Raw genomic sequence first — 14,655 nt, 5'->3', positions numbered from 1 at the left:
CGTCAGCCTCGGGGATGACACAACAGCCCTACGTGATACCCGAGTTGTACGGGAGCCCGTCCCCGTCGGGACCCGCACGGGCAAGGTCGCCGAGGAGCCCTCGGCCGGGGCGCCGGGGCGGCCGGCGCCTTCGAGGTGGTCACCTGGACCCACCCGGAAGAGCCGGAAACCCTCCACGCCACCCTCTCGGGCTTCCTGGACGAGCTCAGCTGACACCTTCCGTCAGAGGTCTCGGCCAACCGGGCTTGCGGCTACGCAACCCCGCCCGCCAGCCATTCCGGAAGCCCTTCGAAACATTCGAAGACTTACTCCCGCATTAATTGATCTCTGATGAGCGAGAGATACAGGAACCGCTTCGCAAGCCGGATCAACGTGGGCTCTGGCCAGGCACTTTTACTCGCCCGAAGATTCAATCCTCGACGAATGTTTCGCAATGGATGCCGAAACTCTTGACGCTTGACGGGTGCAGGTCAAAACTGTTCGACCACACACCACCCGTGGATGAGGGAGGAAACCCGCACATGAACCTCACACCTGCACAGCCGAGCCGCAGGCAGACCTGCGCCATGCTGCTGGGTGCCACGACCGCGCTGGCTCTGCCAGGTACGGCCCATGCCGACACGGTCGTCACCACGAACCAGACCGGCACCAACAACGGCTACTACTACTCGTTCTGGACGGACGCGCAGGGCACGGTCTCCATGAACCTGGCCTCCGGCGGCAGCTACAGCACCAGCTGGAGGAACACCGGAAACTTCGTCGCCGGCAAGGGCTGGAGCAACGGCGGACGCAGGGCCGTGACCTACTCGGGCTCCTTCAGCCCGTCCGGCAACGCCTACCTGACCCTCTACGGGTGGACGTCCAACCCCCTCGTGGAGTACTACGTCGTCGACAACTGGGGCACCTACCGCCCCACGGGAACGTACAAGGGCGCTGTCACCAGTGACGGCGGCACGTACGACATCTACCAGACAACGCGCTACAACGCGCCGTCCGTCGAAGGCACGAAGACCTTCAACCAGTACTGGAGTGTCCGGCAGTCGAAGCGGACCGGCGGCACCATCACCACCGGCAACCACTTCGACGCCTGGGCACGGGCCGGAATGCGTCTCGGCAGCTTCAGCTACTACATGATCCTCGCGACCGAGGGATACCGGAGCAGCGGCAACTCCAACATCACGGTGTCGGCATGACCACCGGAGCACGTCTCGCGTCACGCCCCCTGCCGACGGCACTCGCCGCCGTCGCGCTGGTCGCCGCGGGCACCCTCACCGTCAACGCCAACCCGGCGCAAGCCGCCGCCTGCAACGGGTACGTCGGACTCACCTTCGACGACGGCCCGTCCGGCAGCACACCGGCCCTGCTGAGCGCGCTGACCCAGAACGGGCTGCGGGCCACCATGTTCAACCAGGGCCAGTACGCCGCCGCCAACCCCTCCCAGGTGCGGGCCCAGGTCAGTGCCGGCATGTGGGTCGGCAACCACAGTTACACCCATCCGCACCTGCCGCAGCTCAACCAGTCGCAGATCGACTCGGAGATCTCCCGGACCCAGCAGGCGATCGCGGCCGCGGGCGGCGGTACGCCGAAACTGTTCCGGCCGCCGTACGGCGAGACCAACTCGACGGTGAAGGCCGTCGAGGCCAGGTACGGTCTGACCGAGATCCTCTGGAACGTGGACTCGCAGGACTGGAACGGCGTCGGCACGGATGCCATCGTGCAGGCCGCCGGACGACTCGGCAACGGCCAGGTCATCCTCATGCACGACTGGTCCGCCAACGCGCGTGCGGCGATCCCACGTATCGCACAGGGGCTGGCATCCCGCGGTCTGTGCGCCGGCAGGATCTCCCCGCAGACCGGCCGCGCGATTGCCCCCTGACACAGGGACCGGCGTCACCTGCACCGCCTCGGCAGACCTCACAGCCGCACGGGGTGGCCGTCAGGCGGCAGGTGGCGGCGGCCCGGTGCGGGGACGATGGGCCCTGACGTCGACCGGGCGTCCATCGGGATCGCGAACTGTCATCGTCCACTGCGTGGGCAGCGTCTCGATCTCTCCGGCCGGCCATCCGGCATCGAGGATCTGTTCACGGAGCTCGCAGAGCTGCGCATGCGTTCCCACACGCAGCCCCCAGCCCGCCTTGCCGAGGGGGTCGAGTTCAGTGGTGGGGGCAGCGGCCGTTTCGACGATCATCAGATGGTCGTTCCCGCCCACGTCGATGACCGCGATCCGAGGATCGGTCACGGTCGCAGCGCGCTCGAATGCGAGCACCGCTCCCAGCAGCTCCGTGTAGTACGGCAGGAGTCGGTCGAGGTGGGTCGTGGACAGGGTCAGATGGTTGATTCCGAAGAGATCAGGCATGGTCCGCCCACTGTAGGACAATCACGGGACGGCCCCTGGCGCGCGGGGAGTTGTGGTCGCCGCACCGACATGGAAAAGCGAGTTGGGAAGTCAGTCTGTCTGTCTCAACCTGTCTCAACCGCAAAACGCCGTGGACGGCTCGGCCAGAGCCGAGCCGTCCACATGTGCCCGATGCGATGGATACCTGCTTGCTCCAGCGCGGAAATTCCCTGTACACGCCACATCGCGGATATCCCGGGAGAGATTTCCCGCTCGGGCATCCGCCGCGACGGATGTCACTCGTCGATCAGCTTCCGACGTACCAGGTGAAACCGCCGTTGGAAGCGGCGACGGTGATCAGAACGGCGAAGATGATCAGGTCCACAACTCCGAGGATGACGCCGGCTTTCGCCATGCCGCCGCCTCCCTTGACCCCTGCCTGTCGCATGCCCACGGCACCCAGAACAATGGCCAGAGGGCCGAGAATCACATTGAAGAGGAAGACTCCGATGATTCCGCAGACAAGGCTGGCGACCGCCAGACCGTTGGTGCGTGATCCGGAAGTGGCAGAAGAGCCGCCGTAACTCGTCATCACATTCCCCTACTGTAGGCGTATCTGCTGACGGCGCTCCGCTTGTCGGAGCGCTTCGCGCCCTGTGCTTTCCGGTCATCCGGGTGCCCCCGGACATCGGCTCTACTCCACCTTCGAATTACGAGCCGGGCACACCTGGTGACATCAATCGGGTCACTGGGACTGACGCCCCTGGCGCAGCTGTCGGCTCGTTCCATGTCGCACGCCACGGGTCCGGACGTGCTGGGCCGGCAGTCCGCGATCACCTCGGCCAGGGTCCGGACCCAGGTCGGCGAACCGGCGGCGATCGGGGTCATGTCATGCCATCACGCCACCGGTGGACGGTGGATGGCATGACCCTGTTCGGAGGACCACAGGGCGGCACACGTGACTCGTTTCGGATCATGCCCGTTGCTCTCTGGTGGTAGCCCGATTCGCCGTGTAGCGTCACTGCCAGATGTCGTGGTTCGCAGTACCTGCCCGCGCTCCGGTGCGGGCATTTTGCTGTGCAGTGCAGGACCAGGGCGATCACCTCCGGGCCCGCGCGGTGTGGGTCCGTATTCGACTGGGAAGGCACCAGCATGGCCAGGGGAACTGTCAAGTGGTTCAACGCCGAGAAGGGCTTCGGCTTCATCGAGCAGGAGGGTGGCGGACCGGACGTCTTCGCCCACTACTCGAACATCAACGCCTCCGGCTTCCGTGAGCTCCAGGAGGGCCAGGTCGTGAACTTCGACGTCACGCAGGGCCAGAAGGGCCCGCAGGCGGAGAACATCACGCCCGCCTGACGTCACGGTCAGCCGTTGCCGGGCCCCGGAACATGTGTTCCGGGGCCCGGCGCGTGCCGGGACTCCCGACCACGCCGAGGCGGAGTTCACCGTCACGCCCGGCGCGGCCGTCCCGTGAAACACACTCCTGCCACACCGAGCGCGCGCGGCGCTCGACAGCGACGAACAAGAGCATGTGCGAACCTGCCGCCCTGTCCCACGGCCGAGCAAGGTCCGCGCCCACCGCCGCCGTGCGGCGACGGTCTCGTCGGTCGGAACACGGGCAACTTGCGGCACCGATGCGCATGTGCGCTTTCCATGTACATCTCGTGACCTCAACAGGGAAATGGGCACACAGAACCCTCACCGGTACTTTTCGGCCCCATCTGACGAGCACGTGTCAAAGGACTCCTCGCGTCGCTAGCGTCGAACCCGTCCGCCAGAGACGTACGTCTTCATCTCCCGTCACGCAGGCGCCGCCTGACGGGAAGCCAGATGAAACACGGGGAGAATCAGTGATCATCCATACAGGGGCGCGACGGGCCGCGATCGCGGCGACCGTCACGGGATTGACCGCCACACTGCTCACCATCAGTCCGGCGCAGGCCGCGCCGACCGCCGAGGAATCCACCCTTCTCGAAGCCGCACAGACCTATCTCACGGGCGAGAACGCCGTGACGGTGGACGGTGCGGCCGCCACGATCCGCAAGGCCGAGACCATCAGGGTCGCGGAAACCTTCACGGCCGTACGGGACGACCGCATGGAGGCCCGTGAGCAGCTCAAGGGCATCAACAAGCTTGCGGGCGTGCACTATTCGGCCGTCAAGACCGAGCTCACTCCGGTCGGCGAGGCCCGCACCAGGGGCAACACCGCGCAGCTCGCCGTACAGGAGCACACGGAGTACACCTTCGCCGACACCAAGGACGCCCCGTACAGCTACACCGTGCGGCACAAGCTGTCCTACGTACGTTCCGGCGACACCTGGGCACTCGCGAAGATCGACACCCAGGACGGGCCCGCGAACCTCGCGACGCCCGAGAAGCTGGAGCCGGCCGAGCTGGCCGCCGCCGAGAAGGCCGCGAGGGAACTGCGCGCCGCGGACGGTTCGAAGAAGGTCACCGATCCGGCCCTCAAGAAGCGCACCACCCGTGACGGGAACAGCACCCTGGCCGCGTACGACTACCAGGCGATGGTGGCCTTCGCCACGAAGTACGCCGAGCCCGAGCCGGAGGACAACGTCCCCTACGAGCGCGACGAGAACGACTGCACCAACTTCATCTCACAGGCCCTCAGCGCCGGTGGCTGGGAGCGGGTGCTCGGCTGGTACCGGAGCGACTCGGCGTGGTGGTACACGGGCAACTGGTGGCTCGAGCACAGCTACACCTGGGGTGGCGCGCCCAACTGGCAGCGGTTCGCGCGCGACGAGTCGGAGCGCGTGTACGAGTTGGACGGTCCGGCGAGTCTCGCGATCGCGGACGTCGTGCAGTTCGAGATCTTCGGATACAGCGACCCGGGGCAGCCGGGCCACACCATGATGGTCACCGACTTCACGTCGGACCTTCTGCCGAAGATGAGCTACCACACGACGGACACACTCAACCGGCCGCTCAGCGAGATCATCGCCGAGCACAGCACCGGTGAGAAGTTCTGGTACTTCCGTACCTGATCCGACCGCGTCCAAAAAGTGACTCGGCGCCTCGCGTCGCGGTGCGGGGGATCATCTCCCCCGCACCGCGGCGCGCAGGCGTTGCGAGGTGACCGACCCCTGGCTTCCGTCCGCGCACTCCAGTCGTACGCGGCCTTCGGGGTCGAGTGGGAGTGCCTGCTCGGGGGCGAAGTGGAACAGCGCCCCGCCACCGCTGTCGGGACGTTCGGCGTTCTGCAGCAGGAGCAGATGGCGCCCGGGCTCCGGGAGCTGGACCTCGGCCGTCGGATACCAGACGGTGAGGTCGCCGGCCGGCGGGGTCCCGGAGCCGGCGAGGAGCTCACCTTCGGTGGCGAAACGGAAGGCAGAGCTTTGGGTCACTCCGTCGTCGACGTGGATCCGGCCTGCGCGGACCGTCCCGAACACGGGCCGATAGCCCTCGCCCTGCCGCTTCCTGATCTTCTGCGCGGCCTCCCGCACACACTCCGCCGAAGCCGCCGGCTGCGGATCACCCCTCTCGGGCCCCTCGTTGAGACCGTTCATCGCCAGGACCCCCGTGAGCACCACTCCCGCCACCAGCAGCCCGCCCGCGCCGACGGCGAGCCGTCGCCTCCGCAGGGAACGCCGGGCCCGGGCGGTGAACTGCTCGTCCGGTGCACGCTGCGGGCCCTCCGGTTCGGCGGCCATGGCGAGCAGACCACGTACCCGATCCTCGTCAGTCACGGTGACGCCCCCTCTCCGGTGCAAGGACTCCTTCGGCCCGCAGCGCCGAAAGCGCGCGGGCGGCACGGCTCTTGACCGTGCCGGGTGAACAGCCGAGCACGTCGGCGATCTCCTGTTCGGTGAGCTGGTGGTAGTAGCGCAGGACCAGCACGGCACGCTGGGCGGGCGGGATGGCGCACAGCAGTCCGCGGACCGCCACAGCGGTCGCGACCTGTTCCTCATGCCCGTCCGTCCCGGTCTCGGGGAGGTGCGCCGCGGGTACCTCGCCATGCCAGCGCCTGCGCCGGTCCTTGACCAGGAGCCGCACCATGGTGGTGCGGGTGTAGGCCTCGGCGGCCTCCTCCGCGCCGATCCGGTGCCAGGCGCGGTACGTACGCAGCAGCGCCTCCTGCGCCAGGTCCTCGGCCCGTGGACCGCCGGTCAGCAGTCGGGCCGTACGCAGCAGCGATCCGTAGCGCGCGGTCATGAAGGCCGTGAACGCCTCGTCCCTGCGCATGCCCTCGTCCCTCCGTCGCCTCTTCGGCCTTCCACCCTTTCAGAGGACCTGGAGGGCGACGGGGGTTCCCTGCCCGGCCGAGTCCGCTCGCCGGTGAGGCCACGGAGCTGATCGGACCGCTGCGGGTGCCCGCCTTGGACGGCGACCTGCGGCGCTCACGCAGCGCTTCCGGGACGGACACCCCGGAAGGCAGCCCTCCCCCTGTCGAGCGCTCCGCGACGGCTTCCACGATCTGTCCGGTATTCAGCTCGACATGGCCCCGTTCGCACCGGGCTGGGGCCGATATGCGCCCTGAGGACCTCTTGGGTGGCCCGCTGACAGGGCTCCGCGCCCGAACCGGGCGGCGCTCAGCACTCCCTCGGGGTTCCGTTCGTGAAGATGCCGTTACTGGAAATGCCCAGGCTCAGGCCGACCGCGTGCGGCGAGAATGACGCCCTGCAGAAAAATCTGACAGTGTCAGATAAATCTCCTTCTGCCAAAAGCCCGACTGCCTCACTAGCGTCGTTCTCGGCGGCGAAGAGCGCGACACCGCGCCCCCTCTGACGGGGCGAAGGGCTCTGCGACGCATTGCGCCGGCTTCCGCCAGGCCCACTCCGTTGCCTTTCCCAGAAGGACCTGAAGGAGATCACCCCGTGTTCGAACGTATGGCCGACTTGGCGATTCGCCGGTCCCGGCTCGTCCTGATCGTCGCCGCCCTGGCCGTGGCCCTCATGGGCGTGGTGGGCGCGGGCGCCTTCGGCAAACTGAAGGGAGGAGGCTTCGACGACCCGGCTTCCCCGTCCACCCGGGCAGCGGCGGTCATCGACGAGAAGTTCGGCGGCGAGACCAATCTCGTCCTGCTGGTCAGCGCCCCCGACGGCCGCATCGACACCCCCGCCGCCAAGGAGCGCGGCCAAGACCTGGTCGCCGACCTCAAGAAGGACAAGCGGCTCAGCAACATCGTCTCCTACTGGGAGACGAACAGCCCCGACCTGCGTTCCGAGGACGGCCGCGAGGCCCTGGTGCTCGCCCACGTGAGAGGCGACACCACGGAGGAGCGGAAGAACTCCATCGAGATCATCGACGAGTACAGCGGCACCTACAAGAACGCCCTCACCGTCGAGTTCGGCGGTGGCGCCGCCGTAGGCGCCGACCTGTCGAACCAGGTGGTCGAGGACCTGATCCTCGCCGAAGCGATAGCCATTCCGCTGACCCTGATACTGCTCATGATCGTCTTCGGCAGCGTGGTCGCTGCCCTGCTGCCGCTGATCATCGCGGTCATCGCCATCATCGGCTCGTTCGCCCAGCTCTTCCTGTTCGGCAGCATCACCGATGTGGCGGACACCGCGACCAACCTCACTACCGCCCTGGGCCTCGGACTGGCCATCGACTACGCCCTTCTGATGGTCAGCCGCTTCCGGGAGCAGCTCTCGGCCGGGGCGAGCGTGGACGACGCCGTCCGGCGAACGGTGCACACCGCGGGCCGCACCGTCGCCTTCTCCGCCGCGACCGTCGCGGCAGCCCTGGCGGCGCTGTTGGTGTTCCCGCACTACTTCCTGCGCTCGATGGGCTTCACCGGAGTCGGTGTGGTCGCCATCGCGGCCCTCAGCACCCTGTTCGTGATGCCGGCCCTGCTGAAGGTTCTGGGGCACCGGGTCAACAGCGGGCGGCTGCCGTGGGCGAAGTCGCAGCGCTCCGACACCCGCACACCTCTGTGGGGACGGCTGGCGCGCACCGTCATGCGGCGGCCCGTACTGACGGCGCTGCCCGTCGTCGCCGTGCTGCTGTTCGCGGCGAGCCCGCTGCTCAACATCTCCTTCGGCACGCCGGACGAACGCGTGTTGCCCGAGGACGCCGGGAGCCGCCAGGTCTCGCAGGTGCTGCGAGAGGATTTCGGCGGCAGTGAGGACTCGGCCCTCCAGATCGTCATCGGACAGTCCGTGGACAAGGCCCCACTGGCGTCGTACGCGGGCCAACTGGCCGCGCTCAAGGGTGTCGAGCGGGTCGAGACCAGCGCGGGCGTCCACACCCCGGGACAGTCCGCGGCGGCAGGCCCGGCCAACCCCGCTCTCGGCCGGCCCGACGCACAGCGGATCAGCGTGGTGAGCAGCCTGACACCGAAGTCGGAAGCCGCCGAAACCCTGGTCAAGCAGGTGCGCTCGGTCACCCCGCCCCCTGGGGCCAACCCCCTGGTGGGCGGAAACGACGCCGTACTCGTCGACGCCAAGGAATCCATCGCCGACAAGCTCCCCCTGGCCGGGTCCCTGATCGTCCTCACCACCTTCCTGCTGCTCTTCCTGTTCACCGGCAGCATCGTGCAGCCGCTGCGCGCGCTGATCCTCAACCTGATCAGCCTGGCAGCCACCCTCGGCGTCATGACCTGGATCTTCGACGACGGCCATCTCTCCTCCTTCCTCGGCTTCACCCCGCAGCCGATGGAGATGACGATGGCCGTGCTGATGTTCTGCATCGCCTTCGGCCTCTCGATGGACTACGAGGTCTTCGTCACCAGCCGGATCAAGGAACTCCACGACCAGGGAGCGGACAACGAGACCGCCGTGGTCGACGGCCTCGGCCACACCGGGCGCATCGTCAGCGCGGCCGCCGTGCTGCTCGCGGTGAGCTTCTTCGCCTTCGGCACCGCCAAGCTCAGCTTCATGCAGATGTTCGGCCTCGGCAGCGGACTGGCCATCCTCATCGACGCCATCGCCGTACGCGGCGTCCTCGTCCCCGCCGCAATGCGCCTCCTCGGGCAGAAGGCCTGGTACGCACCCGGCTTCCTGCGCCGGTTCCACGGACGCTACGGCCTCAGTGAAGGCGGCCCCGGACCGGTGTCCGTACCCGGGCCTGCAGCGGATCCGACACAGGTGAAGGACTCCACCAGGGTCTGACCCCGCGTCCGCGCCCCCGATACCTGAATACCTGTGCCGGTGCAGCCAGAGGAAGAGGCTGCACCGGCACAGGTCATGCCCGCCCCGGGGCCCGGTCGCGGGCTGGCGGTGGGCCCCGTGATCATCCGAGGCGCGGTCGGCGCTGGAGGCCGGTGCCGCGGGAATGCGTCCGGTGGAAGGTCTGCAAAAACTGTGGGCTCATGTGCGTGTAATGATCCTGCCGGGGTACTCCACCAGATTCGCGTCCAGACCAAGGAGAACCATGGACAGTAATGCCGCTTCCGGCACGGGAGACAGACCCATGCCCGGGCAGCAGGCGCTGTCCTCGGTCTCACCGGAAAAGACTCTGGAAGCCCTGGCGGCGTCCGCCATCGTCGTGGACGGCGACGGCCGCATCGTCGCGGCCAACAGCGCGGCCCAGATCCAGCTCGGCAGAAAGGCCGCGGAGCTGATCGGTCATGACCCCCACGACCTGCTGCACCGGGACAGCCACGGGCACTCGCTGCCCCGCACCCGTTGCCGGATGAGGAAGGCGCTCCTCACCAAGGACACCCGGCACGGCAGCGACGAATGGTTCGTCCGCGGGGACGACACCCTCGTCCAGCTGTCCTGGCTGATCACTCCCTACACAACGGACGCAGGCTTCACGGGTGCGCTCGCGCTGCTGTACGAGCAGGAGTCGCAGCAGAGCGACGACGGACACTCCGCGCCGCTGACGGAACTCGATCGCCTGGCCCTGCTGGCGGAGACCACCACGCAGCTCACGTCCACCCTGGACGTGGACGAGGCACTGCACCGGCTGGCGGCCCTGACCGTGCCACGGCTGGCGGACTGGGCGGTGTTCGACCTCCTCACCGAACGCGACGAAGTACGACGAGTACTGGTGATGGAGCACAAGGACGGCATCCTGGTCGAGCGGGAGGATCTGCAAGGCCCCATGCCCCCCGTGCCGGCGGAGTCGCCGATGCCCCTGTCACGGGCTCTGCGTGGCGCCGCCTCCTCCCTCGCCGGCCCCGCCACCTACCAGGGCCCGCCCGACTCGGGCATCGCAGTGGAGCAGCAGCGACTGTTCACCGCGACGGGCATGCACTCCGCCGCCATCGCACCCATTCGAGGCCTGCGCGACGTGCTCGGCGCCCTGACCCTGGGCCGAGGACGGCGTCACGACGCCTTCACGCCTGCCGACCTGCCGCTGCTGGAGGACCTCACCCGCCGGACGGGCCTGGCGCTGGACAACGCCCGCCTGTACCAGCGCCAGCGCAAGGTCGCCGAGACCATGCAACGCCATCTGCTGCCGCAGCTCCCCTCCTTGCCGGGACTGGAGATGACCGCGCGGTACGTGCCCGCGCCGGACGCGTCGTCCGTGGGCGGTGACTGGTACGACGCCTTCGCTCTGGCCACGCATGCCCACGCCCTGGCCATCGGCGATGTCGTCGGACACGATCTCGATGCCGCGGCGGGTATGGCGCAGCTCCGCAACATGCTGCGTGCCTTCGCCTGGTCCCATCCGCAGGCCGCCCCCAGCGACGTCGTCACCCGGCTGGACGAGGCCGTGATGCACATAGCCGAAGTCCCCATGGCAACCATGATCCTCGCCAGGCTCACACTGGGCGAGGACAGCCTGTGGCGCCTGCGCTGGACGAACGCCGGTCACCCGCCGCCCCTGCTCGTCAGCCACGACGGTCAGGCGCAGTACCTCGACGGAGCTCACGGCATCCTGCTCGGGACCGGACTCGACAGAGCCCGCCCCGATGCCGTCGTCGTCCTGCCGCCCCGGGCGACGCTCCTGCTCTACACGGACGGGCTGGTGGAATCACCGCACCACTCCATCGACCACGGGCTGGACCGGCTGCGCCGCAACGCGGCCTCCCTCGCCCACCGCCCTCTGGACTCCCTCTGTGACTCCCTGCTGGAACAGGTCCGCCCCAGCGACAACGACGACGACGTGGCCTTGATCGCCCTGCGTACACCCCCTGCCACGCAGGAGCAACAGCATGGGCCGCCCCACGCCGGTGTCACGGGCACGGAGGCCTGAGGGCTTTCCCGATCGAACCAGCCAGGAGAAAGCGGCTTCTTCGCGCCTGGATACTCACCGGTGCCATGTCGTACCCGTGTGCGACCATCCCCTCAACGACCAATGATCCAGAGGGGATTGCATGTTGGACGACAACTCCTGTCCGCCTGCGAGACGCAGGCGGACGGCCGCGGTGCCGGCCGTGTTCGCCGCTCTCGCCGCCTTGTTCGCCTCACTGTTGACCCTGACCGGGGTGAGCCCCGCAGTCGCCGCCGACGAGGAGTGCGCGCCGCTCGCACTCGCGCCCTTCGGCGATCCGGGCGAAGCCGTCGGCAAGGCGCGCGTCGCGCCCGAGTCGAGCGTCTGCTATTCCGTCACCGTCGAGACGCCGGGTCTGTATCTGGCCCCGGCCCTGGACGGTGGCGGCAACGCGGTGACCAGGAAGCTCCTGGCCTCCGACGGCAGCGAGGTGGACTGCTACGGCGATGCGTACTCCACGCACGGCATGTGCGCGGTGCCGGCGGCCGGCACCTACACCCTGAAGGTGTTCAACAGCGGCTGGGAGGACAAGGACACGTCGGTCACCGTGGTGCCGCTCGGCTCGTCCCGAGGGTGCGCGGACACCAGCGGCACGAACTGGGACCAGCCCGAGGTCAGTCGTTCGGCCGTGAGCCCGGTCCAGGTCGACTGCCAGCCCTTCGAGGGCGAGCGCGGCGACCGGGTCCGGCTCACCCACGGCTCCAAGGCGTACGGCGACTCCCTCGCGTGGATCACCGATGCGACCGGCGCCCGGATCTGTGAGCGGTTCCCCGACGACGACGAGGACAGCTGCGTCCTGCCGGGCGACGGCCCCTACCGGGTGATCTCCACCGTCTCGCGCGCGGAGAACGGCTTCCCCGCCGAGTTCGCGGTGAAGGTGCGCCGTCTCAGCGACCCGCAGGGTTGCACCGCCGCCCCGGCCCGCCCCTACGGCCCGCTGGAGCAGCAGGACCTCGTCACCAACCCGTGCTTCACCTTCACCGCCGGCTCGGCAGGTCCGTACACCGTGCACTCCGTCAGCGAGAACCGCGAGGTCGGGGTGGCCCGGGTGTACGACGAGGCCGGACTGAGCGTGTGCCGGTACGGGGCCGACCCGTGCCGGATAAAGGCGCCGGGCACCTACACGGCCGTCATCGACGGCACCTACCCCTTCCGTGGCACCCGCGCCGGTCTGGTCGTCCTCGACCGTGCCTCCGACGCCGGATGTGTGGCGACCCGAACCGGCTTGCACGAGGGCGAGTTGCGTACGGTCGGACAGTACGACTGCCTGACGCTGGACGCGCCGCAGGGCGCCAGGATCGCCGCGCTCACCCCGCTCTCCACCTCCGGCGTGGACACCGACGTGGAGGTCCTCGACCGGGACGGCACACCCCAGTGCAGTTCGACCGAACTGTCAGGCGGCAACTGCGCGTTGAGCGGTACGGCTCCCTACCGCACGCTGGTACACGCCGAGGACGGCGGAGAGGACGCCACCGGACCGTACTCCGTCGCCCTGCACCGCACCGACGCCTTGAGCGACTGCCCCGTCCTGCCCGCGGGCAGCTTCACGGCCGAGGGCGCCAAGGCCACCTTGACCACCGGTGACGGCCTCTTCTCGCACTGCCTCAGTGTTCCGGCCGACGCCCACACCGCCAACGAGGTCTTCCAGCTGACCGCCACGTCCGGCAGTGCGGCCGCGAAGTTCTCGGTGCTGGACACCTCCGGGAAGAAGGTCTGCGAGCGGGCTGCCAGCACCGACGGCTGGACGCTCTGCCCGCTGACCCCCGGCAAGGCCCACACCGTGCTCGTCACCGGAAGCGACCAGGCCGCCACATACACACTGGCCCGGCGTGACGTCACCTCGACCGCCTCCTCGGCAGGCTGTGCGAAGGCCCCCGTCGCGAACGTCGGGGGCCCGTCCCTCCCCGGTGCGTACGGTGATCCCGGCACCCTGAACTGTCATCAGGTCACCACCGACGCGGACACGGACGTCGTCCACCTCGACGTACGGGACAAGCTGGGCACCGCCAACATCGTGGTCTTCGGCGACGACGGCACCGCCGAGTGCTCCTTCCGCAACCGCTCCTGCGCGGCCACCGGATCCACCACGCACCAGGTCCTCGTGCAGACTCCCGCCACGCTGAAGGCCGCGCCCGAGTACCGCCTGGACGCCCTGCGCATCGCCACCGCGGACGGTCCTGCGCCGGAGTGCACCAAGGTCCCGTCCGTGTCGTACGGCTACGGGCCCGTCACCGGCACACTCGACGAGTCGCACACCGCGGTGTGCGCGGTCCTGCCGACCGCCGGTTTCGACCGTTTCGACGCGGAGATCACGGACACCTCCGGAGCCGTCACGACAGCGGTTCCCGCCCTCTACAACGGCGCGTGGAGCAACGGCTGTACAACGTCATCCTCCAGCAGCCGCTGTTCGGTGGGCGGTTCGTCCTCGGCGGCCAGTCCCAGCGTGTTCGTGCTCGGACTGCCGGAGAAGGCGTCCAGCACCGCATACAGCGCCAAGCTGGCCTGCGTCTCGACGCTGTGCGGCACGGACAAGGTGAGCGTCACCGCGGTCGGTCCGGACACCGGGGCCACCGACAGCAACGTCACGCTCATGGTGACCGGCACCGCCCTGCCCGCGAACGCCACCGTACGGCTGAGCAGGAGCGGCAAGACCCTGACCGCCACGACACAGTCGGTCTCCGCGGACAACCGGACCCTGACGGCGGCCCTCGACCTGACCGGCGCGGACACCGGTACCTGGAACGTCAGCGTTCTCACCACCTGCTGCGCGTACACCAGCGGCACCTTCACCGTGACGCCTCGGCAGACCGGCCGGGCGGCCGCGAGGTGACCCGACGCGGCTGACAGGACAAGGGGGTGGCCCGCGGCCGCCCCCTTCTCCCGTTCGGGCCACAACTGCGACGGACGGGAGACTCAGGACGGTCAGGAGGCTCAGACGGCGCGCGGGACCGTACCCGGCTGCGTACGAACATGCGCGCGGCGCCGCGTTTGAAATCACCGGCACGGTAAACCCGCATGCCTTGACACAGTCTTTATACGACCAGCTAGGAGCGCAGTCATGGGCATCATCGCCTGGATACTCATCGGTCTTCTCGCGGGCCTCATTGCCAAGGCGCTCATGCCGGGCAAGGACCCGGGCGGCATCATCATCACGATGCTCATCGGGATCGCCGGAGGCCTCCTGGGCGGCTGGCTCG

At 68.5% G+C, this 14,655-nt stretch carries 12 protein-coding genes; 8 read left to right on the top strand and 4 right to left on the bottom strand.

Annotated features, from left to right (window positions below; translation table 11 throughout):
• Nucleotides 1–521 precede the first annotated feature (521 nt).
• Nucleotides 522–1,193, top strand: coding sequence for a glycoside hydrolase family 11 protein (locus KUF83_RS06575; RefSeq protein WP_217453607.1), 672 nt, complete (start codon nucleotides 522–524; stop codon nucleotides 1,191–1,193).
• Complete coding sequence (locus KUF83_RS06570) at nucleotides 1,190–1,876, top strand: polysaccharide deacetylase family protein (protein ID WP_217453606.1); 687 nt, start codon at nucleotides 1,190–1,192, stop codon at nucleotides 1,874–1,876. The genes KUF83_RS06575 and KUF83_RS06570 overlap by 4 nt, the downstream gene beginning before the upstream one ends.
• Before the next feature lie 60 nt (nucleotides 1,877–1,936).
• Here the strand turns inward: KUF83_RS06570 and KUF83_RS06565 are convergent, their stop codons facing one another.
• Together KUF83_RS06565 and KUF83_RS06560 are read right to left on the bottom strand one after the other, a co-directional pair.
• The gene (locus KUF83_RS06565) at nucleotides 1,937–2,356 is read right to left on the bottom strand and encodes a VOC family protein (protein ID WP_217453605.1); all 420 of its coding nucleotides are present in this window, start codon (nucleotides 2,354–2,356) and stop codon (nucleotides 1,937–1,939) included.
• 286 nt (nucleotides 2,357–2,642) lie between these two features.
• Nucleotides 2,643–2,927, bottom strand: coding sequence for a DUF4190 domain-containing protein (locus KUF83_RS06560; protein ID WP_217453604.1), 285 nt, complete (start codon nucleotides 2,925–2,927; stop codon nucleotides 2,643–2,645).
• 560 nt (nucleotides 2,928–3,487) lie between these two features.
• Here KUF83_RS06560 and KUF83_RS06555 point away from each other — a divergent pair.
• The gene (locus tag KUF83_RS06555; protein WP_217453603.1) at nucleotides 3,488–3,691 is read left to right on the top strand and encodes a cold-shock protein; all 204 of its coding nucleotides are present in this window, start codon (nucleotides 3,488–3,490) and stop codon (nucleotides 3,689–3,691) included.
• A gap of 494 nt (nucleotides 3,692–4,185) precedes the next feature.
• Entirely contained in the window at nucleotides 4,186–5,337 is a 1,152-nt protein-coding gene (locus KUF83_RS42540) for an amidase domain-containing protein (protein ID WP_217453602.1), read from the top strand.
• Between the two features lie 51 nt (nucleotides 5,338–5,388).
• Here the strand turns inward: KUF83_RS42540 and KUF83_RS06545 are convergent, their stop codons facing one another.
• Both KUF83_RS06545 and KUF83_RS06540 read right to left on the bottom strand, forming a co-directional pair.
• On the bottom strand, nucleotides 5,389–6,039 hold the full coding sequence (locus tag KUF83_RS06545) for a hypothetical protein (protein WP_217453601.1): 651 nt from the start codon (nucleotides 6,037–6,039) through the stop codon (nucleotides 5,389–5,391).
• The gene (locus KUF83_RS06540) at nucleotides 6,032–6,535 is read right to left on the bottom strand and encodes a SigE family RNA polymerase sigma factor (RefSeq protein WP_217453600.1); all 504 of its coding nucleotides are present in this window, start codon (nucleotides 6,533–6,535) and stop codon (nucleotides 6,032–6,034) included. Before KUF83_RS06540 ends, KUF83_RS06545 begins: the two co-directional genes overlap by 8 nt.
• 632 nt (nucleotides 6,536–7,167) lie before the next feature.
• Between KUF83_RS06540 and KUF83_RS06535 the strand changes: the two genes are divergently transcribed.
• From KUF83_RS06535 to KUF83_RS06520, 4 genes are all read left to right on the top strand, one after another.
• Nucleotides 7,168–9,405: an MMPL family transporter gene (locus KUF83_RS06535; RefSeq protein WP_217453599.1), complete on the top strand. Its 2,238-nt coding sequence runs from the start codon at nucleotides 7,168–7,170 to the stop codon at nucleotides 9,403–9,405.
• 262 nt (nucleotides 9,406–9,667) lie between these two features.
• Entirely contained in the window at nucleotides 9,668–11,440 is a 1,773-nt protein-coding gene (locus KUF83_RS06530) for a SpoIIE family protein phosphatase (protein WP_374105995.1), read from the top strand.
• 232 nt (nucleotides 11,441–11,672) lie between these two features.
• Nucleotides 11,673–14,288, top strand: a complete 2,616-nt coding sequence (locus KUF83_RS06525) for a Tat pathway signal protein (RefSeq protein ID WP_217453598.1) — start codon at nucleotides 11,673–11,675, stop codon at nucleotides 14,286–14,288.
• A gap of 228 nt (nucleotides 14,289–14,516) precedes the next feature.
• The coding region (locus KUF83_RS06520; RefSeq protein ID WP_374105978.1) for a GlsB/YeaQ/YmgE family stress response membrane protein at nucleotides 14,517–14,655 on the top strand (139 nt) is incomplete at its 3' end.

The organism is Streptomyces sp. BV286, assembly GCF_019090165.1.
GTDB lineage: Bacteria > Actinomycetota > Actinomycetes > Streptomycetales > Streptomycetaceae > Streptomyces.
The sequence above is the reverse complement of the archived record's forward strand: the minus strand, read 5'-3'. Positions and strand labels throughout refer to the sequence as shown.

Coding starts and splice junctions, on each gene's coding strand:
- KUF83_RS06560 (WP_217453604.1), bottom strand. CDS start 2,927: ATGACGAGTTACGGCGGCTCTTCTGCCACTTCCGGATCACGCACCAAC.
- KUF83_RS06570 (WP_217453606.1), top strand. CDS start 1,190: ATGACCACCGGAGCACGTCTCGCGTCACGCCCCCTGCCGACGGCACTC.
- KUF83_RS06540 (WP_217453600.1), bottom strand. CDS start 6,535: ATGCGCAGGGACGAGGCGTTCACGGCCTTCATGACCGCGCGCTACGGA.
- KUF83_RS06555 (WP_217453603.1), top strand. CDS start 3,488: ATGGCCAGGGGAACTGTCAAGTGGTTCAACGCCGAGAAGGGCTTCGGC.
- KUF83_RS06575 (WP_217453607.1), top strand. CDS start 522: ATGAACCTCACACCTGCACAGCCGAGCCGCAGGCAGACCTGCGCCATG.
- KUF83_RS06565 (WP_217453605.1), bottom strand. CDS start 2,356: ATGCCTGATCTCTTCGGAATCAACCATCTGACCCTGTCCACGACCCAC.
- KUF83_RS06530 (WP_374105995.1), top strand. CDS start 9,668: ATGGACAGTAATGCCGCTTCCGGCACGGGAGACAGACCCATGCCCGGG.